Origin of the sequence: Cohnella lupini, assembly GCF_003386205.1 — a bacterium.
Lineage (GTDB): Bacteria > Bacillota > Bacilli > Paenibacillales > Paenibacillaceae > Cohnella > Cohnella lupini.
On sequence record NZ_QRDY01000003.1, the window covers coordinates 234,287 to 258,607 of the forward strand.

Annotated in this window: 22 protein-coding genes; 16 read left to right on the forward strand and 6 right to left on the reverse strand. The window is 51.5% G+C overall.

The genetic code is table 11. The features are described 5' to 3' along the window. Positions 1-89 precede the first annotated feature (89 nt). From DFP95_RS07995 to DFP95_RS08020, 6 genes are all read left to right on the forward strand, one after another. Positions 90-1,835 carry a sensor histidine kinase gene (locus DFP95_RS07995; RefSeq protein WP_115992287.1) on the forward strand — a complete coding sequence of 582 codons (1,746 nt, stop codon included), beginning with the start codon at positions 90-92 and terminating at the stop codon, positions 1,833-1,835. Then, entirely contained in the window at positions 1,832-3,460 is a 1,629-nt protein-coding gene (locus DFP95_RS08000) for a response regulator (protein ID WP_115992072.1), read from the forward strand. The genes DFP95_RS07995 and DFP95_RS08000 overlap by 4 nt, the downstream gene beginning before the upstream one ends. Positions 3,461-3,567: 107 nt before the next feature. Beyond that, positions 3,568-5,283: a type 2 periplasmic-binding domain-containing protein gene (locus tag DFP95_RS08005; protein WP_115992073.1), complete on the forward strand. Its 1,716-nt coding sequence runs from the start codon at positions 3,568-3,570 to the stop codon at positions 5,281-5,283. 433 nt (positions 5,284-5,716) lie between these two features. After that, on the forward strand, positions 5,717-6,610 hold the full coding sequence (locus tag DFP95_RS08010) for an ABC transporter permease (protein WP_115992074.1): 894 nt from the start codon (positions 5,717-5,719) through the stop codon (positions 6,608-6,610). An 18-nt stretch (positions 6,611-6,628) separates the two neighbouring features. Continuing rightward, positions 6,629-7,507, forward strand: coding sequence for a carbohydrate ABC transporter permease (locus DFP95_RS08015; RefSeq protein ID WP_115992075.1), 879 nt, complete (start codon positions 6,629-6,631; stop codon positions 7,505-7,507). Positions 7,508-7,560: 53 nt separating this feature from the next. Beyond that, positions 7,561-8,607, forward strand: a complete 1,047-nt coding sequence (locus DFP95_RS08020; protein ID WP_115992076.1) for a glycoside hydrolase family 53 protein — start codon at positions 7,561-7,563, stop codon at positions 8,605-8,607. A 26-nt stretch (positions 8,608-8,633) separates the two neighbouring features. On the opposite strand, the gene yyaC is transcribed toward DFP95_RS08020, so the two are convergent. The 3 genes from yyaC to DFP95_RS08035 all read right to left on the reverse strand — a co-directional run bounded on the left by yyaC (position 8,634) and on the right by DFP95_RS08035 (position 10,851). Beyond that, complete coding sequence (gene yyaC / locus DFP95_RS08025) at positions 8,634-9,245, reverse strand: spore protease YyaC (protein WP_115992077.1); 612 nt, start codon at positions 9,243-9,245, stop codon at positions 8,634-8,636. Between the two features lie 246 nt (positions 9,246-9,491). Continuing rightward, a complete protein-coding gene (locus tag DFP95_RS08030; RefSeq protein ID WP_181907329.1) occupies positions 9,492-9,788 on the reverse strand; it encodes a hypothetical protein in 297 nt (98 codons plus the stop codon). Between the two features lie 154 nt (positions 9,789-9,942). Then, positions 9,943-10,851, reverse strand: coding sequence for an AraC family transcriptional regulator (locus tag DFP95_RS08035; protein WP_115992079.1), 909 nt, complete (start codon positions 10,849-10,851; stop codon positions 9,943-9,945). Positions 10,852-11,027: 176 nt separating this feature from the next. Between DFP95_RS08035 and DFP95_RS08040 the strand changes: the two genes are divergently transcribed. The 5 genes from DFP95_RS08040 to DFP95_RS29260 all read left to right on the forward strand — a co-directional run bounded on the left by DFP95_RS08040 (position 11,028) and on the right by DFP95_RS29260 (position 14,713). Next, positions 11,028-11,771, forward strand: a complete 744-nt coding sequence (locus DFP95_RS08040) for an IclR family transcriptional regulator (RefSeq protein ID WP_115992080.1) — start codon at positions 11,028-11,030, stop codon at positions 11,769-11,771. Positions 11,772-11,909: 138 nt separating this feature from the next. Then, entirely contained in the window at positions 11,910-12,683 is a 774-nt protein-coding gene (locus DFP95_RS08045) for an SDR family NAD(P)-dependent oxidoreductase (protein WP_115992081.1), read from the forward strand. 14 nt (positions 12,684-12,697) lie between these two features. Continuing rightward, on the forward strand, positions 12,698-13,597 hold the full coding sequence (locus DFP95_RS08050) for a fumarylacetoacetate hydrolase family protein (RefSeq protein ID WP_115992082.1): 900 nt from the start codon (positions 12,698-12,700) through the stop codon (positions 13,595-13,597). Positions 13,598-13,706: 109 nt separating this feature from the next. After that, positions 13,707-14,135: an SRPBCC family protein gene (locus DFP95_RS08055; RefSeq protein WP_115992083.1), complete on the forward strand. Its 429-nt coding sequence runs from the start codon at positions 13,707-13,709 to the stop codon at positions 14,133-14,135. 257 nt (positions 14,136-14,392) lie between these two features. Beyond that, positions 14,393-14,713, forward strand: coding sequence for an IS66 family transposase (locus tag DFP95_RS29260; protein WP_115992085.1), 321 nt, complete (start codon positions 14,393-14,395; stop codon positions 14,711-14,713). A 115-nt stretch (positions 14,714-14,828) separates the two neighbouring features. On the opposite strand, the gene DFP95_RS08070 is transcribed toward DFP95_RS29260, so the two are convergent. Beyond that, positions 14,829-15,554, reverse strand: a complete 726-nt coding sequence (locus DFP95_RS08070; RefSeq protein WP_115992086.1) for a FadR/GntR family transcriptional regulator — start codon at positions 15,552-15,554, stop codon at positions 14,829-14,831. Positions 15,555-15,671: 117 nt separating this feature from the next. Here DFP95_RS08070 and DFP95_RS08075 point away from each other — a divergent pair, with 117 nt between their 5' ends. Then, positions 15,672-17,087, forward strand: coding sequence for an FAD-binding oxidoreductase (locus DFP95_RS08075; RefSeq protein WP_115992087.1), 1,416 nt, complete (start codon positions 15,672-15,674; stop codon positions 17,085-17,087). Positions 17,088-17,193: 106 nt separating this feature from the next. Further along, entirely contained in the window at positions 17,194-18,465 is a 1,272-nt protein-coding gene (locus DFP95_RS08080; RefSeq protein WP_115992288.1) for a (Fe-S)-binding protein, read from the forward strand. A 6-nt stretch (positions 18,466-18,471) separates the two neighbouring features. On the opposite strand, the gene DFP95_RS08085 is transcribed toward DFP95_RS08080, so the two are convergent. Together DFP95_RS08085 and DFP95_RS08090 are read right to left on the reverse strand one after the other, a co-directional pair. Then, the gene (locus DFP95_RS08085; protein ID WP_115992088.1) at positions 18,472-18,663 is read right to left on the reverse strand and encodes a hypothetical protein; all 192 of its coding nucleotides are present in this window, start codon (positions 18,661-18,663) and stop codon (positions 18,472-18,474) included. A gap of 125 nt (positions 18,664-18,788) precedes the next feature. Continuing rightward, positions 18,789-20,591: a DNA/RNA non-specific endonuclease gene (locus DFP95_RS08090; protein WP_342768200.1), complete on the reverse strand. Its 1,803-nt coding sequence runs from the start codon at positions 20,589-20,591 to the stop codon at positions 18,789-18,791. 288 nt (positions 20,592-20,879) lie between these two features. Here DFP95_RS08090 and DFP95_RS08095 point away from each other — a divergent pair, with 288 nt between their 5' ends. The 3 genes from DFP95_RS08095 (at position 20,880) to DFP95_RS08105 (ending at position 24,284) form a co-directional block, all read left to right on the forward strand. Continuing rightward, the gene (locus tag DFP95_RS08095; protein ID WP_115992089.1) at positions 20,880-21,887 is read left to right on the forward strand and encodes a LacI family DNA-binding transcriptional regulator; all 1,008 of its coding nucleotides are present in this window, start codon (positions 20,880-20,882) and stop codon (positions 21,885-21,887) included. 125 nt (positions 21,888-22,012) lie between these two features. After that, positions 22,013-23,122 (forward strand): glycoside hydrolase family 172 protein, encoded by a 1,110-nt coding sequence (locus DFP95_RS08100; protein ID WP_115992090.1) that lies wholly within the window; start codon positions 22,013-22,015, stop codon positions 23,120-23,122. A 151-nt stretch (positions 23,123-23,273) separates the two neighbouring features. Further along, positions 23,274-24,284 (forward strand): glycoside hydrolase family 183 protein, encoded by a 1,011-nt coding sequence (locus tag DFP95_RS08105; protein WP_245987469.1) that lies wholly within the window; start codon positions 23,274-23,276, stop codon positions 24,282-24,284. The last annotated feature ends 37 nt before the right edge of the window (positions 24,285-24,321 follow it).

Below are 24,321 nucleotides of genomic sequence, written 5' to 3' on the forward strand. Positions count from 1 at the left end.
TAATAGAATCATTTAAACTGGAGGTTGTCCCGGTCGTCCGGGCAACCTCTTTGCTGCTTTACCAATACGGAACGAAGACGGGGCCGACTATGCCGAAGATCAATCTGTTCACCAAAATCGTTGTCATCCTCGCGATCATGCTCGTCCCTATCATGGGGCTATATTTTCTCTCCAATCGGACGAGCACGGAGGTTCTTCGGGATGAATTAAACGACTCCAATACGAACCGTCTCGTCTTCTTTCAGAGCCAAGTGAATACGAACATAGAGTCTATTTCCTTATGGCCGAATTTGTTGATCCACGACCCGGACATCTCCGAGCTTCGGGACACGTTCGTCAACCCCGGTCCGTCTTTGCCGCTCGAACTCATCACGCTCGTCAATCGGATTCAACGCAAGCTTAGCATACAGGAGAATTCCTCGAATTGGAGCAGCTCGCTGTTCATCTATTCCCCGGTCCTTAATCGGGTCGTGTCCTCGAACGACGTGAGGGCGTACGACGACTCGGAGCTGAAGCAACGAATGAAGCAAGGCTGGCAGGTCAAGCCGGACGGCAACGGACAATTCCTGTTCTCGCTGTTCACGGTTGCTCCGTATATTTCGTTCGATCGGCCCGAGACGGCCAACTTGATCATCGAAGTCAGGTTCGATAGCCGCAATATCGTGGGAATGCTGGACAAGTTCAAGAGCGACGGCCGGCGGGATCCTTTTTTCTACAAGAAGGAGACCGGCGTTATTTACAACAGCACGGCCGATCGCGAGATAGCCGAGCAGCTCGTGGCGAAGTTGGAAGCGCTTAACGCGATAGACGTCATCAATCAGACCGTAAAGCTGGACGGCATCGAATATTTGGTCAACACTCAGCGGTCCAATACGACGGAGTGGTACTTGCTCGACTATATTCCGTTATCCGAAGTCGTTGGTCCGATTGTGCAATCCAACAGGCTATTCTATATTTCCGTAGGTTCGTTGCTGCTTATGAGCTGCGTGCTCGCTTACGTGCTCTATGCCCAGGTACAATCTCCGCTTAAACAGCTCGTCGGCAGCTTCCAGAAGCTTAAGTACGAGGATTATTCCGTTCGGCTGAAGCCGAAAGGCAATAACGAATTCAGCTTCGTGTTCATGCGCTTCAATTCGATGGTGACGCAAATCCAAGAGCTTTTCGAGAAGGTGTATTTGGAGCAAATCCATGTTCGGGAAGCCAGGCTTAAGCAGCTGCAGTCGCAGATCAACCCGCATTTCTTCTACAACTGCTTTTCTTTCATTTCCAGTATGGCGAAAATGAAAAACCACGAGGCGGTCGTGGCGATGTCGCAGAATTTGTCCAGCTATTATCGCTATACGACCAGGCAGGAGCGGGATTTCGTATCCCTATCGGACGAGCTTGAATTCGTGGGCAGCTACTTGGAAATCCAGAAGTTGAGAAGAAATCGTCTCGAGTTCGCCGTGGAGCTGCCGCCGCGCTTGAGAAAGATCGATATTCCCCCGCTTATCGTGCAGCCGCTCGTGGAGAACGCCGTCTTGCACGGAATCGAAGAGAAAGCTGGAGAAGGCATTATTCGCGTCGCGGTATCGGACGACGGAGGCTGGTTCCGAATCGTCGTGGACGATAACGGCAAAGGATTGGACGAGGCCGCGCGCAGAGAGCTTGAGCTAAGCTTGTCCGAACCGATGACGGAGAAAACGGGATGCGGGCTGTGGAACGTGAACCAACGGCTACAGCTCCGGTATGGAGAAAACGCGGGCGTGAGCATAGAGCAGTCGGAACTGGGCGGCTTAAAAGTCATTCTGCATTGGCAATACAAAGAAACGACGGAAGCGGGCGATGAGGCATGATCGAGATTCTGTTGGTCGACGACGAATCTTACGTCACGGAAAGCTTGTACATGACCATCCCCTGGGAGCAATTGAACGCAGGCTCGGTGTTCAGGGCTTCGTCGGGCGAAGAAGCATTGCGCATTCTCGACGAGCAGGACATAGATATCGTCGTTACCGATATTCGAATGCCCGAGATGGACGGCCTCCAGCTAGTCCAAGAAGTAACCCGGCGCTGGCCGAACATCCGCTGCATGCTGCTGACGGGCCATTCCGACTTCGAATACGCGAAGCGGGCCATTCAGCTTCAGGTATTCGATTATATTCTGAAGCCGGTCGACGACGAGGAGTTCATGACGAGCGTGGCGAACGCGGTAGACTCTCTGCGGGACGAGTGGGCGGAAGCCGACGAAGTGCATCGGATGGTCTACGCGATGAAGACGGACCGCTCGGCGCTGAAGGATAATCTGATGCGCGATCTGGCGCTCGGCAAGCAGGGCTCCCGCGGCTCGATCGAAGGCAAGCTGAAGCAGTACGAGATTCCGCTTAAGGTCGGCGACATGTCGTTCATGATGCTCGTTCAATTAGGCAAGCAATTCGCGAACTACGACGCGCATTCCTTTGCCCTAATGGAATACGCGGTCGGCAACATCGCGGAGGAAGTATTCGCCTCGCGTTACCGGATATGGCATAGCAAGGCTCCCCACGATTGCTTGGTTCTGCTCGCTACACTTAAAGAAGTGGAGGCCGCATCCGGCGCGGGCGGCGATATTCCGACGAAGGCGCAATTAGAGCCTTTCGTGGAAGATTTTCACCGGCAAGTTCGGACGTATCTGAAAGGGGAAATCTCGACCGTCGTTACCCACTGGTTCGTGTTTCCCGACGAACTGTCCACCGCGTACCGCAGCGCTCTCACGACCGTATACCAGCATGGCCGCAGCATGACGCCGGCGGTTATCTTCCAGGAAGACCTATCGGCGGAGCAGGTTTCGGTCAAATCCTTGGAGAGCCTATACCGGCCGCCGACGTTAATTCATCTGCTAGAATCCAAACAATGGGACGCGGCAAGGAATAAGATCAACGAGGTGTTCGACGCTCTGGAGAAGATGCCGATTACTCGGGAGCATCTCTATGAAGCGTTGCTGTCCATGACGAACGCTTACTTATATATCGCCCATAAGCAGGGAGTATTCATCCATCAGATCAACGAAGCGGGATTGGATCCGTTGCTCGATCCGACTTCCGTCCATTCTCCGGAGAAGCTGAGGAGCTGGGCGGTAGATATGCTGGACAAGCTGCGGTTGGAGCTGTCCGAAAGCGATCGCTATACGAAGAGCCACATCGTCAAGCAGGTGCAGGAGCTGGTAACCGGCGATACGGGTCACGAAACGTCGGTCAAGACGATCGCGGACAAGGTGTTCCTGCATCCGGTGTACCTTTCCAAAATCTATAAGATCGAGACCGGAGAAAGTCTAGGAGACTATATCATCCGCATCCGAATGGAGAAAGCCCTGTACCTGCTCAAGCATACGAACAAGAAAATATACGAAATCACGACGGAGCTGGGCTACCAGAATCCCCAATATTTCAGCAAAATGTTCAAGAAGCATTACGGGATGACGCCGAACGAGTATCGCGATCAGTAACAGGTTGGCAAAGGTGCAGAAATGTTGGATGTGCGACATAGGTTCCTTTTGCGGGCTCCCCTATAATGAACCGTGAAGACCTATACAACACTCCAAGGGGGATAAACATGAAAGCCCGATTGTACAAAGGATGGATGCTAGCGCTTGTTATCGCGCTTGTAACGGTAGTCGTTTCGGCATGCTCCGGCAACGACGGCAACAAGGAAGAAGGCTCGGCTAGCCCGAGCGCGACGTCGTCGGCTTCCGCCGCGGAATCCGCTTCGAGCGAGTCCGAAAGCGCTTATAAAGACAAATACGATCCGCCGATCGAGATCTCGACCGTCTGGGGCGTCGATCCGGCGCTGAAATTCAAAAACGGCGAGACGATCGAGAACAACATAGCCACGAAGTGGGCTCTCGATACGCTTGGCATCAAGATCAATTCTTTATGGTCGGTAACGGATACGAACAACGCTTTCGTGACCAAAATGCGGTTGTCGATGTCATCCGGTCAGGAAATGCCCGACGTCGTTACGATAGGAGACGTGCAGCTTGCGCAAGATCTGATCGAAACCGGAATGTTCCGCGAGGTCGGTTCCCTATTCGACCAATACGCCAACGACAAGTGGAAGCAGGCGATGGAGCTTGACCCCGGCGTATGGAACCCCTATATCCGCAACGGCGAGAAAATGGGGATTCCCGTTCTCGACTACGCATACAACCACGATTACTTGCTGTGGATTCGCCAAGACTGGCTAGATAAGCTCAATCTCGAAGGTCCGAAGACGCTTGCCGATCTGGAGACGATCATGGACGCATTCAGGAACCAAAATCCCGACGGCTTGGCTCCAGATAAAGTCGTTCCGTTATCCATCGGCTTTAAGACTACGATGAATAGCTGGATGGGAGATCCATCTTGGGTCTTCGGCGCATTCGGAACCGTTCCCGGACAATGGAACGAAACTCCGGACGGCAGCTTGGAATGGGGCTCGGTCAACGCCGGCGCGAAGCAAGCGTTGGACACGCTGAAGCAATGGCGGGATAAAGGCTACATTCCTGCGGAAGCTGCTTTATGGGACGAGAACAAGACGGCCGAGCCGGCGGTTGCGGGTACGGCGGGAATCATTCCAGGCCCGTATTGGATGAGCGGCTGGCCGCTCGTGGATACGGCGAAGAACGTTCCGACCGCGGTGTGGAAGCCTTATGCGATTCCTACCGGTCCGGATGGCAAAGCCGGTCGTCACGGAACTTACTTCACGACGGCGGTTACTCTTATTAACAAAGACATGAAAAAACCGGAAGCTCTGTTCACCTACCAGAACTACCTGTTCGATCATCTTGCGGATCCCGCCATAGGCAGCGAATGGGATCTGGGAGTATTCAAAGGGTACGATTACGATCTGGATGCCAGCGGAAACCCGTTGTATCTGGAGAAAATCCCGGGCGGCGACGTGAACATCAACCGTTACTGGCTCGTGAGGGACGGGGCTCGCATCCCGGATGCTCAAATGAAATCGCTGCTGGCTCTAGCGGACGGCAAAGAGCCGGAAACCCGCCTTGAGAAAGAAGTGAAGAACAACTACGGCACGGAAACTCCGGCCGCCGCGAAGGTTCTTCTGTCTCAGCCCGACATCAGCTTCAAGAACAAGTTCACGGGCCCGGCAACGGCAACTATGCAATCGAAGCAGGACTATCTGAAGAAAATCGAGCTTCAAGCGTTTAATGAAATCATCTACGGCAAGAAGGGCCTGGACGAGTTCGATAAATTCGTCGCAAGCTGGAACTCCTCCGGCGGCGAGCAAATGACGAAGGAAGTCAACGAGTGGTACGCGACGACGAAGTAAATATTCGCCGCTCGCGAAGGGAGGGCAGCCGGTTATCGGCTGCCTTTTTTGCTATTACGAGAGTAGCGTCCGATACGCCTCTCCTCATAGTCGGTTTTATCGACTAGGAGGAGCACAAGCAGCCGAGCCGCCCCGCTAAAGTCGGTTTTTTTGACTGCGAGAGCACAGGAGACGAATATAGGCAACGGACCTGTTAGCTGTAGCCATACTTTCTATGGTTAGAGCAGTAAGAAGGAGGTAGTGGGGAGCTGTAGCCATACTTTCTATGGTTAGAGCAGCATGGAGGAGGTAGATGGGAGTAACCCGTCCCGTCCACACCCCCTTCTCCTATCGCAAAGTGGTTGCAATAATGCCATCTATATTGGTTTTGTTGGATACTGCCCCGGAAAAGGCTTTGCTATAATTCGTCTATATTGCATAGGGAGGCAGCATAATGAGTCACTTCAAACGTTCATGGCCCTTTCACCTTATGGTATTGCCGGCGTTAGTGTTTCTCGTCGTATTCAACTATCTGCCGATGGCGGGCATAACGATGGCATTCATGGACTATAAGCCTTGGCTGGGATTCGACGGATCGGCATGGATCGGGCTGGATCATTTCCGGGCTTTATTCGACAGGGAAGACAGCATTCAAGTGATCTGGAACACGCTGGTCATCGCCGTTTTCAAAATCGCGTTTAACCTGATCGTACCGTTCACGTTCGCGATTCTACTGAACGAAGTGCGCCAGCGGTTTCTTAATCGTTCGATTCAGACGCTCGTTTATTTGCCCCATTTTCTCTCGTGGGTCATTCTTGGCGGCATTCTCGTCAATTTTCTGTCCACGGACGGCGGTTTCGTGAACCGGATACTCGGAGTCGTAGGAATAGGACCTATTTTCTTCTTGGGTGATGGAGATTGGTTCCGATTCACGGTCGTCGTCTCTGAGGTATGGAAGGAGTTCGGATACAGCACGATCGTGTTTCTGGCCGCGCTAGCCAACATTAACCCGGCCCTATACGAAGCAGCCGAAGTAGACGGAGCCTCGCGCTGGAAGCAAACGCGGCACATTACGATTCCGTCGCTCATTCCGATGGCTATCGTCGTAGGGACACTGTCGCTCGGCAACATCCTGAACGCCGGCTTTGACCAAATTTTCAACCTATACAACTCCCTCGTCTACGAAAAAGGCGACATTATCGATACGTTCGTATACCGAACGGCCATCGTCGAGGGTGATTTCGGCTTCGCGACTGCAGTTGGGTTATTTAAATCGGTTATCAGCATGATCTTGATCATCGTTTCTTATCGATTGGCTTACAAGCTGGCAAATTATCGGGTGTTTTAAGGAGGAGGAGGCGAACCCATGTATCACAAAACGGCGCCGTACCGCGTATTCAACATTTTCAACACTTGTCTCTTGCTCCTTATCGCTATCCTGTGCATCGTTCCGCTTGTTCACGTGCTTGCGGTATCGTTAAGCGCCAAGTCGGCGGCGGACGCGAACCTCGTGGGGCTGTGGCCCGTCGAATTCTCCACGATCGCCTACGAGAAAACGATAAGCAATTCCGTGTTCTTAAGCTCCTTATGGATTGCGGCCAAAAGGACGATTACAGGCACGCTGGCCATTCTGCTCGTTGCTTGCCTCGCGGCATATGCGCTTTCGAAGGAGAACATCCAATTTAAGGGGCGCTCCGTATATGCTTGGCTGTTCATCTTCACGATGGTATTTAACGGAGGTCTTATTCCTTTCTATATCGTGATTCAAAGGTTGGGGTTGATGGATTCGTTCTGGGTGCTCATCCTGCCCGGCATCGTGAACGTTTGGCTGACGATCCTGCTCATGAATTTTTTCCGCGGCATTCCGAAGGAACTCGAGGAAGCGGCGCTGATCGACGGTTCGGGGCATTTCGGCATCTTGATTCGCATCTATTTGCCGTTATCTCTACCGGCATTGGCGACGCTCGGACTGTTCGCGATGGTGTGGCATTGGAATTCCTGGTTCGATGGTTTGCTGTATTTAAGCAAAAAAGAGGACTACCCGCTTGCGACTTACTTGCAGACGGTCATTATCTCGAGGGATATGAGCTCGATGAGCTTCAGCAGAACGGAGTTCGACCTGCTTAGCCAGAAGACGCTGAATGCCGCGCAAATCTTCATCGGGGCGCTTCCCGTGTTGATCGTGTATCCGTTCCTGCAGAAGTTTTTCGTGAAAGGCCTCGTTATGGGGTCGGTTAAAGAGTAAGAGTTCCCAAGGTTAAAATAAAATCATCGCATCAAGATTCGGAGGTAATAACTATGGCGCGCCATTTTCTAAAAGGCATGGACATCTCGTTTACGGATGAAATCGAAGCGGGCGGGGGCTCCTATTTCGAGAATGGCGAACAAAGGGATATTCTCGATATATTACAGCGTAGCGGAGTGAACTCCATTCGTTTGCGCATATGGAACGATCCGGCAGGCGGATATTGCAATCTGGAACGGACACTCGCGATGGCGAAGCGGATTAAGTCGCGGGGTCTGCACTTCTTGCTTGATTTCCATTATTCGGACCGATGGGCGGACCCGGCGAACCAATGGAAGCCGAAAGCGTGGGAGGATCTGAATTTCGACGGCTTGCTCGAGGCGGTTCGAGGGTATACGCATGAGGTATTAAGCGCTCTCGCCGAACAAGGAACGTTACCCGACATGGTGCAGGTTGGGAATGAGATTACGCCCGGGATGTTATGGGACGACGGGAAAGTGGACGGGGAATACGACACGGATGACCAGTGGGAGAAGTTGACGGACCTGGTTAACGCGGGGGTGTCCGCTGTTCGGGCGGTGGATCCGGGCATTGAATTGATGATTCATATCGATCGGGGAGGGGATTGGCCCTCCACCCTGAAATTCCTGGAACGGTTCGAACGCCACGAAGTCGATTTCGACGTCATAGGACAGTCCTTCTATCCTTGGTGGCATGGAACTTTGCGGGACTTGCGGGATAACCTGACCGCGACGGCGGACAGATTCGGCAAACCGATTATCGTCGTGGAGACGGCTTATCCTTGGACCTTGGATCAGACGAAAGGCCATTCCTTCATCGTGGGATCGGAAGATCAATTGCATGAGGGTTACCCCGCAACCGTCGAAGGACAGGCCGCTTATTTACGGGATTTCGCGAAGCTCGTCGCGGACACTCCCGACGGGCTCGGCATCGGCTTTCATTGGTGGGAACCGGCATGGATACCCTCCCAAGAGCAATGGTCCGTCGGGCATCCCAACAATTGGGCAAACCTCACGTTGTTCGACTTCGAAGGCAACAAATTGCACTCGCTAGATGTCTGCGGTGAATTCGGCGAATAAGCGTGCGTTATGGGCTATGGATATGCTTAAGGCGTGGCTTCGCGATCGCGTTCGATCGGGATTTGGAACTCTCGATCTTCCGATGCCTTGATGGATAAGGCGACATAAAGACTGCGAGATATGAGGCTTGCCATGCTCATGACGAGATGCAGTCGGGTATTCTGAAGTACATGGTAGCCTAATAGGCCGCCTACGTTCACGATGCCCGAGATATGGATGTCGCCGACCGGCGTTAAAGATTTATTGACGCCTGCGCCGGGACGCAAAGGACCGTCCACGATCTGCACCGTGCCGATGCTGCCGACGTTGCCGAGACAGGCATCGATACCGATGACGTAGGGATCGTCGGAGCGTAGGTAGAGCTGCTCTAGCGTATCGTCTAAATTCATTGCGTGAACGGGTTTTTCCAAAGTGCCGTACAGGTCAAACGATGATGAACGGTATTTGCTAAGCAAAGAACCGGTGAGAGGCCCTAAAGAGTCGCCCGTGCTGCGGTCCGTCCCGACGCAAAGCACGACGATCCGTTTGCCGGGAGGCAGGGCGCGGAATAATCCGCTCAGCCGATTGGTGAGCCTCGCGGAGGCCGAAGAGTCCGTATAATTAACGACGGAGTTGGAATCATTGTAAGATAGAGACATTCATACACCTCGCAAGGGCATCATTATTCAAAGTCCGCATAAGACTATTGAAGTTATGATACACTATGTATCGCGAGAGTGTTGTCGTTATTTCGTACCAACTTCAAGATTGGGATAATTATTTTTCGACAACAAAAAGGGATCAACTCTCTCCGGTAATCGGAGGGGGTTGTTCCCGTTTTGTTCGTCGCACAATGAAAAGAGGCTACCCTTCGTCTTCGCGATCGACGTGGACAGCCTTTATCTTTACGCTAATGGCTTAGCGGCATACTCCGATTTAGCTGAATCGAGCATGGCTTGCCAGTTGTCGAAACTGGTTTCCCGTACGACATGCCGGTCGAATAACTCGCCATGCAGGTTGTCGATTTCTTCATGCGTCTTGGCGGCGAAGTTGCCCTTTTGCAGAAATTCTTCGAAGCTCTTGAAAGAAGAATGCTTGCTCATGAACCCTTCATTAAATAAGAGATCCAAAGCAACCAGCTTATTATCTTCTTCGACCGTTTTCTTGCCTTGCAATTCTAACAGTAATTCTTCGAATGAAATCGGCTTCTGTTTTCTCAGGTCTTATCACTCCCAGGTTATACTTTGCACTCCATCATAACACACCTTCGGAAGATTAGATAATACCAATCGCCTATGAAACCGGGAAATAACGGAATGGCGCTATTTGGAAGGCTTTCGTCAGTTCGCTGTTTTTTTACAATTTAGCGTTTGTTGATCTCGTATCTCTATTTCGATATTCCGTTGGAGTGACGCCGACCGTTTTCTTGAACACCTTGGAAAAATAATATGGGTCGTCGTAGCCGACATCGTGGGCGATTTGCTGGATCGAATCGGTCGTTTGGCGAAGCTGGTTTTGGGCATGTTGCATGCGAAGCAGCTGCAAATAGGTCGTTAAAATAATGCCGGCGTATTTCTTGAAAACGTTGCTAACGTATTCGTAAGTTAAATTCAACGATATTTCATAGAAGTCTTTTGTTCGCTCTTGAAAATAAGACTCTTCCAGCAAATTGACGATTCTGGGATACGTGAGGAAGGAAGCTGGCAAAGCGGAGTCGATGTTCCTGTGCTGCAGCGTCTCGTCCGCCAGCTTTTCCAAGATCGTCCAGAGTAGCACAGCGACGCGAATCCTGAAATATCCTTGAGGACGCTCCGTCTCGCGAAGGAGCTTCTCGAACAAAATCATGATCTCGAACCTGGACGCCGTTTGAAAGCGTTGCGGAATCAATAATCGCGAATGGGTACCGGACGGGGTACGCAGATCGTTCATATCGGGCGCAAGCAGGCGGATTTCCGATTCCGTTCGGACTTCGTCGTCGATCGGATCGATATCGGAATCCGACGTGAATTGTACCCAGAAAAACCCGGAGTGCTCCTCCATGCGCTGCCATCCTTGATGCTTCTGCCACGGAGCCAGCAGCATGAGTTCACCCGACTGCAACGTGGTCCGCTCTCCGTCCACCTCCAGATAAACCGGTCCATCAATGACCAATATGAGGTTGTATTGAGGATTGCTATGCATCGTTTGGTAGAATAAGGGATTGCCTTTATGGATATTCGCCCATTTCACTTCTAAATAGGCGCGGCTGCTCAAGGAGAAGAACAATACGGGTCACCTCTATGACGGATATCGTATTCAAGCCTTGGAAATAGAAGCGATAGGAAGAGCTTGCCGAGCGGCAGGCTCTTTGCGTTCTTCGATTGTACAATAATGATAGGGCTGATATAATGGTCGAAAAGATGAACCGGGTTTATTATGATAAACCAGCTTGGAGTACTTAAATGGACAACAAATATTGGGTACCCGCAGTAGAGAAAGCCGATCTCATTCTCCGAACGATCGCGGATCGCCCTGGCGAGCTCAGGCTCATAGACTTATCGAAGCAACTGCAAATTCATAAAAGCTCCATGTTCTCTCTCTTGAACACGTTAGAGAAATTGGATTGGATTCGGCGGGATAAAGCCGATACGTTCAGGCTCGGTCCGTCTCTAGGTTCGCTCGCGGGCGGTTATTTCAAGAATAATGACCTCATTGCTTCGTTTCACCACGAAGCGGCCATAACGAAAGCCAAGGTAGAAGAGACCATCCAATTGGCCGAGCTTACAGGGAAGGATATTCTCTACTTGGCCAAGGAAGAATTTCCGAGTCCGGTGCGATTGGCATCGGAACCGGGAATGCGGCTTCTCGCCCATTCGACCGCGTTAGGCAAAGTACTTCTCGCGGATCTTGCCGATGATCAAATCGAGCTGTTATTAACCGAGGAGCCATTCGTTCAGTTAACGCCGCATACGATACGAACCCGCGAGGAACTATTGGGTGCTCTAGTCCAAGCTCGCGAATTAGGTTACGGATTAGACGAAGAAGAAGCGGTGCTCGGCTTCTGCTGCGTGGCGGTTCCGGTAAGCAAACAAGGCAAAGTCGTATCCGCGATAAGCTGTTCGATGCCCAAGCACCATTGGGAGACGAAGCGGGAATTCGTCGTCTCCGAAATGCGGAAGCTGGGCGCTCGTCTGTCCTTGGGATAACAAATACGCAGGGCGTCCAACCGGTTGGACGCTATTTTTTTTGTTGTTTATCCAATACGGGGATGTTATCATTTTATTATTGAAAACTTGGTTTATTATAATAAACCATAAAATGATAATGTAGCGGGAGGGGAATTTATGCGGTTACAAGGAAAGATCGCTTTAATTACCGGATCGGGCTCCGGGATAGGTAGAAGCTCGGCACTGCTTTTCGCGAGGGAGGGAGCTACCGTCGTCGTGAACGACTTGGATCCGGTTAAAGGAGCGGAAACGGTCGGGGAAATCGTCCAAGCGGGAGGAGCGGCTATCTTCATCCAAGCGGATGTCACGAATCCGGATTCCGTTCAAGCGATGGTTAGTCGTATAATGGAAACATACGGCCGCGTAGACGTTCTGTTTAACAACGCGGGCATAAGCGGCGTAGGGGCAATACACGAGGTCGAGCCGGATGCTTGGGACCGCGTCATGAACGTGAACATCCGCGGAGTCTATTTGCCTAGCAAATACGTTCTGCCGATCATGATGGAACGGTCGTCAGGCTCCATTATCAATATGTCCTCTTGCGTGGCGGAGATCGGATTGGCGCGGCGCGCTTCGTATTCGGCGTCCAAAGGCGCTATTCTGGCGCTAACGAAATCGATGCAGGTCGATTACGCGACTTATGGAATCCGGGTAAACGCTTTGCTGCCAGGAACGATCATGACGCCTTTCGTGGAAAACTATTTGAAAACCTCGTACGAAGATCCCGAGGCGGCGATCGAGGCGATCAAGAAGCGTCAGCTAAGCGGCGAGCTCGGGACGCCGGAGGACGTGGCGCAAGCGGCGCTGTTCCTCGCATCCGACGAATCTAAATTCATGATGGGTTCCCCGTTGTACATCGATGGCGGAGCCGTGTTCGGTAAAAATGCCTAGGAGGGCTTACAGACATGAAATTATTGAATATCATCGATAACGAACAATCTCGCTTAGGAGTTCTAACCGGACAAGGAGTACTGGATATTAAGGCCGCATTGTCCGATTCGTCGAATGAAGGGATTCCGACGACCGTTCAGGAAGTACTAGAGGGCGGAGATTCCTCTCTCGCCGCTCTAAGAGTATTCGTAGATGAAGCATTGGCTTCATCCGATAAGTATCGTGCTTTTTTTCGCGAAGAATCCGGTCTGACGTTGGGATCCTGCGTTACGCATCCTAACAAAATCATCTGTATCGGGTTGAATTACCGCAAGCATGCGGAGGAGACGAAAGCGGATATTCCGGAATTTCCGATCCTGTTCAACAAATTCAATAACACGTTAGCGGGACACGGGGAGTCTATCCCACTGCCTAGAGTTACGCAAAAAGTCGATTACGAGGCGGAATTGGTCATCGTCATCGGCAAGAAAGCCAAATACGTATCCAAAGAGGATGCGCTCTCCCACGTGTTCGGCTATTGCAACGTGAACGATCTATCCGCCCGCGATCTGCAATTACGCACGAGCCAATGGCTGACGGGCAAATCCTGCGATAAATTCTCGCCTCTCGGCCCTTATCTGGTTACCGCGGACGAAGTCGGCGATCCTAACCGATTGGAAATCAAATGTTACGTCAACGGGGAAGTTCGCCAGAATTCGAACACCTCCGATATGATTTTCGCATGCGATGAAATCGTTAGCTACGTATCCCAGCATATGACGCTCGTGCCCGGCGATATTATTCTGACGGGAACGCCGGAAGGCGTCGTATTGGGTAAACCGAAAGATCAACGTGTTTATTTAAAGGATGGAGATGTCGTTACCGTTCAAATCGAGAAGTTAGGCTCGTTGACGAATACGATGGTGAAAGAATAATCCTATGTTCTTCTTTACCTTACCTGGACGATTATGACGAATGCTTGTTTGATGAAAACGCGTTTGATATAATCTCATCGAACGTTTTCATTCAGCGAGGAGGTTTCAGATGGCCGCGAGCGTTTCCAGAATCAAGATCTATGCGTCCGCGCATAAGGTCTGGGAAGCATTGACGAAACCGGAGCTTGTTAAGAGATGGCAATACGGCAGCGATCTTCTTACGGATTGGCAGGAGGGAAGCGACATTCGGTTCCGCAGCGAATGGGACGATAACGTCTACGAGCAATGGGGCAAAGTACTTGAAGTCGTGCCCGAGCAATTGATCAGGTACAGTCTCTTCGCGCCTCGTCCCGGTTTGGAGGACAAGCCCGACAATTATTTCATCATGAGCTATGTACTGACCGAGCAAGGGAATCATACCTTATTGTCTATCGAACAGAACGATAATAGGCCGGAAACCGGCATTCAAGAATCGAGCGAAGACGAAGAAAACGCGGTTTTGTCCGCGCTCAAGAGTTTAGCCGAGTCAACTATCTAGCCATGAAATTATTGAAGATCCGACTTCGCGCGATGGGAGTCGGTTTTTTGTCGTTTCCAGGGGGGGGGGGGAGCCTGTATTTTTCATGAAGACGTTGCGAAATGCTTGCTTGTCTTAAATCCTAGATCGAGCGCTATATCCGTTATCGGTTGTTCCGTTTCGCGAAGCAGCTTTTCAGCTTCCTTGACAAAGTGTCGTTCCGCGAACGATGCGGGAGTTTGTATCGCCACAAAGTTGCTCCGTGAGTGGTAATAACCGTGCCTGGCGATGCTATTTGCCTTAAAGTCGCTCCCAGAGCAAGAATAAGCGTTCCTGGCGATGCTATTTGCCTCAAAGTCGCTCCCAGAGCAAAAATAAGCATGCCTGGCGATGCTATTTGCCTCAAAGTAACTCCCAGACAAAAAATAAGCGTGCCTGGCGGTGCTAAAAAAAGTAAAGCGGCTAAACTTGGACAGCGATTCGAACGCTACAAAGTGTCGATTCTTCGCTTTCTTTACGTTGCCCGCGTGCCTTTTGACTACAATCAGGCTGAACGCGACATTCGTATGTCTAAGGTAAAGCAGAAAATATCTGGATGATTTCGAACGGCACTTGGTGGCGAACAACTTGCAAGCATCTATACCGGCGAAGCGACGTTTGAGCAGTTGGATTGAGCGATATCGTAGCGGTAAATAAACGATTTCCGCATTCGACTTAAACCGATTTGTTGGACAACGCTTCGCGAAGCAGCCTTTCGACTTTGCTAAGATGGTCCGAGATAAGCTCAGAGGCTTTAAGCTTGTCCTGTTTTTCGATGGCTTCGTAGATCGTACGATGTTCGTTAAGAAGTCGGGAAGCGGTCGCTTTCTCTTGATAAAACCACAACTCGCGGGTCTGACGGATGGATCCGGCGAAGCGGTCGGCTATCGACTCCATCAGTTGTACGAAGAGGGAGTTGCCCGAGGCGGCGGCGATCGCCATGTGGAACTCGGTATCCGCGCGCTCGCCTTCCGACGTGTCGTCGCGATCCAGGCTTAGCTCCATCAGCGCTAACAGCTCCCGAAATCGCGCGAGATCGGCCGAGCTGCGTCTTTCGGCAGCCAGCGAAGCGGCACCGATCTCCAAGGACTTGCGGACCTCGAGAAGCTCGACGAGCGAGTCGGCTCCTTGGAATAATGATTCGGATGCGCTCTTGGCGTTATTAGGAAGAACCGACTTGACGAACGTACCGCCGCCTTGGCGGACATCCAGCCAACCCATCGCTTTTAACGCGCTTACGGCTTCGCGAATCGTCGAACGTCCTACGCCGTATGCCTCCGCCAGCTGGACGACGGAAGGAAGCCGTTGCCCGGTTTGCCACTCGCCATCCCGTATCCGGCGAACGATGCGTTCCCCGACAAGCTCGTGTCCCTTGGGCGTTTCAATTTTCGTCTGTTGCATCATAAACCTCCGGAGGATCGATCAAATATCTTATTCGATGTCTATACAATACTACATTCTTGAAATATAATGAAGCAAAAGTCATCAGATGACCTGATCAATTATGGGGGTTTATAGATGCTAGATACGAAGTTAACGCAACGATTGAGGCAGATTGTCGGAGAGAAGTTTTACCGGGACGATCAAGAAGCTTTGGTTGCCCATTCTTATGACGGTACTCCGATGCTGCAGAGCTTGCCGGACGGAGTCGTCTACCCGGCTAACACGGCGCAGGTGTCGGAAATCATGAAGGCTCTGGCCGAGTATCGCGTACCGGTCGTATCGCGGGGCTCGGGCTCCAATCTGTGCGGGGGCACGGTGCCGGTCGAGGGCGGAATTGTCATGGTCATGCATCGGATGAACCGGATACTGGAAGTCGACATGGAGAACTTGACGGCCACGGTTCAGACGGGCATTATTACCGCCGAATTCACTGCCCACGTGGAATCTCTCGGTTTATTTTATCCGCCGGATCCGAGCAGCATGAAGATCTCTACGATCGGCGGAAATATCGCGGAATGCTCGGGTGGCCTTCGCGGACTGAAATACGGCACGACTAAAGATTACGTCATCGGGCTGGAAGCGGTGCTTGCCAACGGAGAGATTATCCGAACGGGCGGTAAGCTGATGAAGGACGTCGCGGGCTACGACCTGACGAAGCTATTGGTGGGTTCGGAGGGAACGCTAGCGATCATTACCGAAGCGATATTGAAGCTCGTTCCTCCTCCGTCGAGCAAGAAGACGATGCTGGCCATGTTCAAGGATCTGTATGGCGCAGCCAGAACGGTTTCCCGGATTATCGAGATGAAGATCATTCCCGCCACGCTCGAGTTCATGGACAATCCGACGATCCGGGTCGTCGACGATTTCGCCAAGCTGGGACTGCCGCTGGATATGGAAGCGATCTTGCTGATCGAGCAGGACGGAGATCCGGAAACCGTCGAACGGGACATCGAGCGGATCAGGGAAATCTGCGAATTCGAGAAGGCGGATCGAATCGACGTCGCCGAAAATCGGGAGCATGCGGAAAAGTTACTGACCGCCAGGCGCAGCGCGTTCACTGCTTTGGCGCGTCTTAAACCGACGACAATTCTCGAGGACGCTACCGTTCCTCGATCACGAATAGCCGATATGGTGCTTCGCATTAACGATATCGCCAAGAAATACGACGTCTCGATCGCGACTTTCGGCCATGCGGGAGACGGGAACCTTCATCCGACCGCGACGACGGACGCGCGGGACCATGAAGAAATCCATCGAGTCGAGCAAGCGTTCGAAGAGATTTTCGAAGCGGCGATCGAGCTAGGCGGAACCATTACCGGTGAGCATGGGGTCGGTCTAGTCAAGGCTCCGTTCCTGGAATGGAAAATCGGAGCGGCGGGGATGGAAGTCATGCGCGGGATCAAGCAGGCTTTCGATCCGAATAATTTGCTTAATCCCGGTAAAATATTCGCGAAGGAAACGCGGAAAAGGGTGGTGATCGACCGTGGCTGACATACTAGCGAATCCTGGCATCCAGAGGAAGCCGTCCATCGAACATAGCAATCCCCTTGCCCGAACGTTGCTCAACAAGCTGGATTACGATCAACTGACCAATTGCATGCGCTGCGGCTTCTGCCTGCCGGCATGTCCCACCTTTAAGGAGACGGGGCTTGAACCGGAATCCCCGCGCGGACGCATCGCCTTGATGAAAGCCGTAGCCGACGGGGTAATGGATCCGGATCAGGCTTTCCAAGATCAAATGAACCACTGTCTCGGCTGTCGGGCATGCGAGCCGGCTTGCCCCGCGGACGTCAAATACGGTCAATTGATCGAGCAGGCCCGCGATGCGATCGAAGATCATGTCGACCACGGCGTCGCGGTTTCAGGAATACGTAAGCTATTTTTTAAGGGAGTGTTCCCTCATCGCGGCCGGTTGAAGTGGCTCGGCAGGTCTCTTGCTGCTTATCAGAAGTCGGGCTTGCGCAAGGTCGTTAGAGGAACCGGGATGATGAAGCTGTTTCCCGAGCATCTGCGGGAGATGGAGCAAATTTTGCCGGACGCAACCGGCAAAGGGGTAGTCGAAAGGCTCGGAACCGTATACCCAGCTAAGGGGGAAGCGATCGCCCGCGTTGCCTTGTTCAGAGGATGTATCATGGACGTGATGTTCGCCGATACGAACGTGAACACGGTCAAGCTGCTATCGGAAGCCGGTTTCGAAGTCGTCATTCCGAGCTCGCAGGTATGCTGCGGAGCGCTTCACGCGCATAGCGGAGAGATGGAAGCGGCTAGGGAACTGGCGCGAACAAATCTCGAGGTGTTTAAGGAAGGCGGCATCGAATATATCGTATCCAACGCGGGAGGTTGCGGCGCGTTGCTCATTGAGTACGACCACTTGCTGCATGAGGATTCCAAGTACAAGGAGCTTGCCGTATGGTTTGCGTCCCGCGTTATCGACGTAAGCAAGCTGCTCGTGGAGAGAGGTCGCATTCCGTTGTTCCTGGATTCGGAAAGCAGCGTTGCCGCTAAGCCGGTCACGATTACGTACCAGGATTCATGCCACCTGCGCAACGTCATGAAGAGCGCCGATGCTCCCAGACGTCTCATGAAGCAAGTCGCCAACGTGAACTTCTTGGAAATGAAAGAAGCCGATCGCTGCTGCGGATCGGCGGGCATATACAACGTAACGCATCCGGAGATGGCGGGTCAGATTCTCGAGCACAAGATGGAGCATGCCAATAAGACCGAAGCAAGGTACCTGCTTACGAGTAATCCCGGCTGCTTGCTGCAGATGAAACTCGGCGTCGAGAAGCACGGAGTAGGCTCGGAAATGGAAGTGAAGCACATCGTCGATTTCCTGTACGAGCGGATCGTCGAGCGCTCGGAATCTTAACGGATCCTAATCGCTGTCTCTTATTCGGTAACCGTCCGCCAGCTTCTCGACGTTCCCGAGCATGGCTCCATCGGTTGTATCGGATTCGACTTCGGGGTCATCGCTTCTGTCATGCGGCTTAATCGGAGGATCGAGGAACTGGTTTTCATGGGAAATGGCTTGAGTTTCTTGTTTGAGATTGGACTCGGACTCGGTCATTTAAAGTCTCCTTTAATGGAATCGCCGGTCAGCCTGTGCCGGTGCGGGTGCGGGTGCGGGTTACACGCGTTATAGGCTTCCACTGAATTCCACTTCTATACGCTTCCATCGTATCGAGGAGCTACTCAAACGATCATTTCTCGGATGGTCTCGACGACTTGAATCGACGGTCCGATCGGGTCGTGGGTTCGTAATTCACCGAAGCTCAGACTGGTCAATTGTTCGATAAGAGTAATAGGGACCTGGTACGTTTTGTAGGCACCATAAGCAAACTCCAGGTTCTCGATCAGGTTCTTCTGCGTACGAAGGTATGCGGTAGCGGACATTGTGCCGTCTACCTTCACCATTGCGACCACTTTCCAGAACTCGGATGGGATTTGAACGCCGCGGTAGATGATGTCATCCGGACGAAACACTGGCCCGGTAAACACGGTAACCTTGAGCTTTTCGTTTTCGGCATGGTCCAATATATAGTTTTCAAGCTCTAGCCACGTTTTTTGATTTAAGAAGGCATGCTGGGGGGAGCAGTTCGTGAAATGGAAAGTATCTCGATTCGCCACCTCGGCTTGTTCTCCCCATACGGGATCGCGTCTTCGCACCAGGTGTCCCCGATCCAACGAATTACCGCCGTATAACTCCGGACCGCATTGATAGCGGCGCTCGATCCTAGGATCGAAATACCATTTGTCATTGGCGCGCGACACGTCGACTAATTGATTCCCGTCGATATTCACGACGGTGTAGTAGGCAAGCTTGCGGGATTTGCTCATGGCGATGGAGAAGTGGGTATAGTGTAAAATCGTGCCGCCGCCGCTTATCGGAGCCAGGTCCTCCTCCACGCTGGATGGATACGTAGGATGGGGAACCGTATGTTCTTCCCCGAGAAATGCCGGATCGTATCCGGTTAAGCCGGCATAGCTATCGATGCTAAGTTCTTCCGCCGATAGAGATTCCGTTTCAAACGGTTCGGACGCTAACCCGTTGCGCCACTGCTTGACCATGGCGTCGATTAGCATTTTATAATCGTCCGAGAAGCCGGACTGCCGATTCCGGACATATTCTACGATGCTGCTGATACGTATTCCCTCGTTGGATATGTATTTCCCGCTGTCTTTCGGATCCGGTATGCCCGCATGATGAAGAGCGACGACGAGCCATTCGTCATTAAATACGGGCGATCCCGACGAGCCTTCCATCGTATCGGCCGAGTATTGAATGAATTCGTCCACGACGTCGGTAATTTTGTTTTCCCTGATCGTTACGGCTTTAGGCGCTCCTCCCGGATGCTGGATGATGGATACGTATTCGCCTATTAACGCCTTTCCGGATGGACTAAGAATCGGTAGAAATCCGAATTCGCTTAAGGGGATATTATCCGAGGACAGACTTTCCAACGCGACCAAGGTGAAATCCAGCCTAGCGTCCGTCATGAAAAATCGGGCGGGCTCGAATCGGAAGTTCACGGTCCGGCGCTCCCTTAAATCAAGATCAAGCTCGAAATTAAATTGTCCGAGACTGTATATCGCAGCATCCTCGTTCTCCAAAACATGGTTGTTGGTCAGCAACAGATCGGGGGAAACCAGAAATCCGGTACCATGGCCGAGGACCCTCCCTAAGCGATCCCTGACTTCGATGCGACAAACCGCTTTGCTCGCTTTCAAGCCTGCCTCCAAGTAGGAGATCGGAAATAGATCGTTGTTCCCGATAATACGCTCGATAGCCATTCCGTCCAGGGGATTAATAATCGACTTGCGAAAAGAGGCCCGAACCGACGTGTCGACTTCCAGAGGACTCTTAGATTCGAGCTCGAGAGCGATCGTTTTCCGTTCGCCGGTCCTCTCCATGTACCGTTGCAACGCTTGCCGTTGCTGTATCGCGACGAGATCTCCGTTAATCTGCGGCAATTGATTCAAAGGTAGCTTCGACACTTGGTATCCACTCCTCGATTATATTTTTCCGCGATGCAAGATTAGACTATCTTATCTCCTATTATATGGAAGTTAACGAACAAATTCATCGGTAGAACGAATCATTTATGATCGGGATTTTCAGGCTTTACGGAGAGGAATCGGTGGACGAGGCAAAAATGGGCGTACTCGGAATGGTGAATAAGGGGCTCTATTTTATTGTTGACGAAACTCTAATCCATCGATTAAGATAATTGTGTAATCGATTACGTAAGCGGTTTCATGATTGGAATTAGAGGTGACAAGGGTTTGTCAAATGCAACCATCAAACAAGTCGCAGCAGAAGCGGGGGTGTCAACTGCAACCGTCTCCCGAGTCCTAAATAACAGTGGTTTCGTCAGCGATTTAGTCAAGAAAAGGGTCTTGGATGTGGTCAACCGGTTGAATTACCAGCCGAGCGCTATCGCCAGAAGCTTGAAACAGGACAAAACTTTCATGATCGGAATTATCGTTCCGGATATATCTAACTCTTACTTTATGGGTATATCCCGCGGTATCGAGGATGTCGTCGGACAAGAAGGGTTTCAACTCTTGTTCTGCAGCTCGGATGACAATTCCGTTAAGGAAAACCGCCTGCTTCTGCTTCTTCAAGAGAAACGGGTCGATGCCATCGTCTTGGCGACCTCGGGCGGCAACGACCACACGATCAAGTGGCTGACGGATTCCGGCTTGCCGATCGTTCTGGTAGATCGAAAGCTGGAAACGATTGAAACCGGGCGGATGCTGGACCTGGTCGCGGAAGATAATGCTGACGGTGCTAACCGTCTTACGAGCAAACTTCTGGACGAAGGACACGTTAGAATTGGCGTTGTCAACGGCCCCTCCAGAGTCAGTACGGGTAGCGAACGTTACGAAGGCGTTCTGCAGGCGATGCAGCAGCACGGTCTCGAGCCGAATCCGATTGTGTATAACGGAGACTTCTCGACGGATGACGGCATCAAAGCGGTTCGTATGTTTTTAGAAGCCGAACCGAGGCCTACGGCTATCGTCTCGCTGAACAACCGGATGAGCTTAGGCGTTTTGCTCGAGATTGTGAGAAGCGGGCTGCGGATTCCCGACGATATCGCGATTGCATCGTTCGGAGAAGTGGAAGCGGGTTCGCTGCTCAGTAACCCAGGTCTTTATTATATCGATCAGCACCCTTATGAGATGGGTAAAGTAGCCGGGGATATTCTCCTGCGGCGGATTCGTAAAGAGGAAAAGAACGGCGAACCTGCATTTGAGATTTTTCGAAATGAAATCAAACAAGTGATATGAGATGAGATACTTCGGAATATCTTATCAGTAATATGCAATCGATTGCAGTCTCATGTTCGAACCTAGTGGAGTTCCACGGATCTTTACGAAGCCCTACTATTCACATAACGAAGGAGCAAACATAAATGGACGCACAACAAAGTCTTTCGACCTTGAGTCAAGCAAGAACCGGCAAAAGCAAAAGAGTATCCAGCTACGACCGTTCCGGGGGCAACAAGGATTTCTATTCGATCAAACCGGGTGAAATCAAGGAGATCTGCCACATCAAAGGTTCGGGTGCCATCACTCACATCTGGATGACAATGGCACCGGATGCACCAGCGGAGGAAGCATTCTTACCCCGTAAAATCGTCTTACGCATGTATTGGGACAATGAGACGGAGCCAAGCGTAGAAGCGCCGATCGGAGACTTTTTCGGAATGGGCCACGGTTTAACGCGCAATTTCACTTCCGCCGCGCTTATGATGAGTCCGGAAGACGGCAAGGCATTTAATTCGTTTTTCCGAATGCCATATGCAATCGATGCCAGAATCGAAATCGAAAGCGAAGCGGATTTGCCGATCAAATTCTATTTCTATATCAATTACGAAGAATACGAACAACTTCCGGCAAATGAACTAAGATTTCACGCCCAATGGAAACGGGAAACTCCGACGGACGGGATTTCCGAGGAAGGGGTAGACAACGCGTATTTTGAATTCGGCGGTAAGAACACGACAGGAGAAGGCAATTACGTTATCTTGGACGCGGTAGGCAAAGGACATTATGTCGGATGTAACTTCAACGTCCATAACTTGCGAGAGACTCGCGAATGGAATTGGTATGGCGAAGGAGACGACATGATCTTCATCGACGGAGAGTCATGGCCCCCAACCATGCATGGAACCGGAATGGAGGACTATTTCAACACCGCATGGTGCCCGCAGCAAGAAGTATGCACGCCATACCACGGTATTATTATGGGGGGCGGTCCGAACTGGAGCGGAAAAATCTCGACCTATAGATATCATATTCTCGATCCGATCATGTTTGATAAGAGCATTAAAGTGACTATCGAGCACGGACATAACAATCACCGAAGCGACGATGTCTCTTCTACGGCCTATTGGTATCAACAAGAGCCGCATCGTTCGTTCGGTACGTTGCCGAAAGTCGAACAGAGAATGCCGCTACCGGATATCAAACCTTTTAATCATGCTAGCTTGGAGAAGATTTTTAGCCATTCCAACCCATGATTAGCGCTAACGCATGTAGAAGGAGAGGGGGAACGCGTAGAAGATGCGAATAGGGATAATCCTGATTGTTCTTATCTTGACCCTGACAGCGTGCTCGGGCGGATCCAAATTAAATCCAATGCTTGACGCTTCGGGGAAGAAGTTTGTTCTTATGGAAGTAACGGATCTTGGGCAAGTGTCGCAATTGACGGGGGCGGATTCCCCGAACAAAACGGATAAATATGCCCTTTACGGTACGGATCTAGGCTCCATGATCAATGCAGAGGATAGAACTTACTTCGTATTCGGCGATTCGTTCGGAGAACGTCCGCCGGATATGACTGGGGGCGGGGGCAGCCTCTGGCGCTCCAATACGATAGCGTACACGACCGACAAAGATCCTGCTGACGGCATAACTTTCGACGGAATGATAACGGATGAGATCGGGCTCGCCAAGGAGCTGCTTCCTTCCGTTAAGGTTGATTACGATGAAATGACGAAGATTCCGACTCACGGGTTGTACGCAAACGGATCATTGTATTTATACTTCATGTCGGTAAACCACTGGGGTGATCCCGGCAAATGGGATGTCAATTATGCGGGCGTTTCCAAATCAACGGACAATGGACAGAACTGGACGCAGATGGAGAGCTTGAAATGGCCGGGCGACAGTAACTTCATTCAAGTAAGCCCTTACAAGGTTGAAAACGATGACGGTAAGTCGGAAGCGGAAATTTACTTCTGGTGCATTCCTTCCGGCCGTTTCGGCGGAGTGCAATTAATGAAAGTAAGCGAATCGAACGTGGAGAATTTGGGTGAGTATCGGTATTTTATGGGTCTGGACGATAAAGGCGATCCTCTATGGGGTACAGACATGAAGAAAGCACGATCGGTAGTGGATGATACAGCGGGGGAACTGTCCGTCGTGTGGAATCCCTATCTGGAAAGATGGCTGATGACCTATTTGAAGGAAGGCCGAGGGGTTGTTATCCGTGAAGGGCTTACTCCTTGGGGGCCATGGGGTGAAGCGCTAGATTTAGTAAAAGCTTCGGATTATCCGGGTTTGTATGCTCCTTACATGAATGATCGTTTCATAGGGGACGACGGCAAAACGATATATTTCTCCCTGTCATTGTGGGATCCCTATAACGTCTTCTGGTTTAAGGCTTCACTGCAAAAATGAAAGCGGATACAGAAACAAAGTGCACCTTATCCAATCG

Coding starts and splice junctions, on each gene's coding strand:
- DFP95_RS08100 (WP_115992090.1), top strand. CDS start 22,013: ATGGACGCACAACAAAGTCTTTCGACCTTGAGTCAAGCAAGAACCGGC.
- DFP95_RS08050 (WP_115992082.1), top strand. CDS start 12,698: ATGAAATTATTGAATATCATCGATAACGAACAATCTCGCTTAGGAGTT.
- DFP95_RS08005 (WP_115992073.1), top strand. CDS start 3,568: ATGAAAGCCCGATTGTACAAAGGATGGATGCTAGCGCTTGTTATCGCG.
- DFP95_RS08055 (WP_115992083.1), top strand. CDS start 13,707: ATGGCCGCGAGCGTTTCCAGAATCAAGATCTATGCGTCCGCGCATAAG.
- DFP95_RS08010 (WP_115992074.1), top strand. CDS start 5,717: ATGAGTCACTTCAAACGTTCATGGCCCTTTCACCTTATGGTATTGCCG.
- DFP95_RS08070 (WP_115992086.1), bottom strand. CDS start 15,554: ATGCAACAGACGAAAATTGAAACGCCCAAGGGACACGAGCTTGTCGGG.
- DFP95_RS08085 (WP_115992088.1), bottom strand. CDS start 18,663: ATGACCGAGTCCGAGTCCAATCTCAAACAAGAAACTCAAGCCATTTCC.
- DFP95_RS08075 (WP_115992087.1), top strand. CDS start 15,672: ATGCTAGATACGAAGTTAACGCAACGATTGAGGCAGATTGTCGGAGAG.
- DFP95_RS08045 (WP_115992081.1), top strand. CDS start 11,910: ATGCGGTTACAAGGAAAGATCGCTTTAATTACCGGATCGGGCTCCGGG.
- DFP95_RS08015 (WP_115992075.1), top strand. CDS start 6,629: ATGTATCACAAAACGGCGCCGTACCGCGTATTCAACATTTTCAACACT.
- DFP95_RS08105 (WP_245987469.1), top strand. CDS start 23,274: ATGGAAGTAACGGATCTTGGGCAAGTGTCGCAATTGACGGGGGCGGAT.
- DFP95_RS08020 (WP_115992076.1), top strand. CDS start 7,561: ATGGCGCGCCATTTTCTAAAAGGCATGGACATCTCGTTTACGGATGAA.
- DFP95_RS08080 (WP_115992288.1), top strand. CDS start 17,194: ATGCGCTGCGGCTTCTGCCTGCCGGCATGTCCCACCTTTAAGGAGACG.
- yyaC (WP_115992077.1), bottom strand. CDS start 9,245: ATGTCTCTATCTTACAATGATTCCAACTCCGTCGTTAATTATACGGAC.
- DFP95_RS07995 (WP_115992287.1), top strand. CDS start 90: ATGCCGAAGATCAATCTGTTCACCAAAATCGTTGTCATCCTCGCGATC.
- DFP95_RS08040 (WP_115992080.1), top strand. CDS start 11,028: ATGGACAACAAATATTGGGTACCCGCAGTAGAGAAAGCCGATCTCATT.
- DFP95_RS08000 (WP_115992072.1), top strand. CDS start 1,832: ATGATCGAGATTCTGTTGGTCGACGACGAATCTTACGTCACGGAAAGC.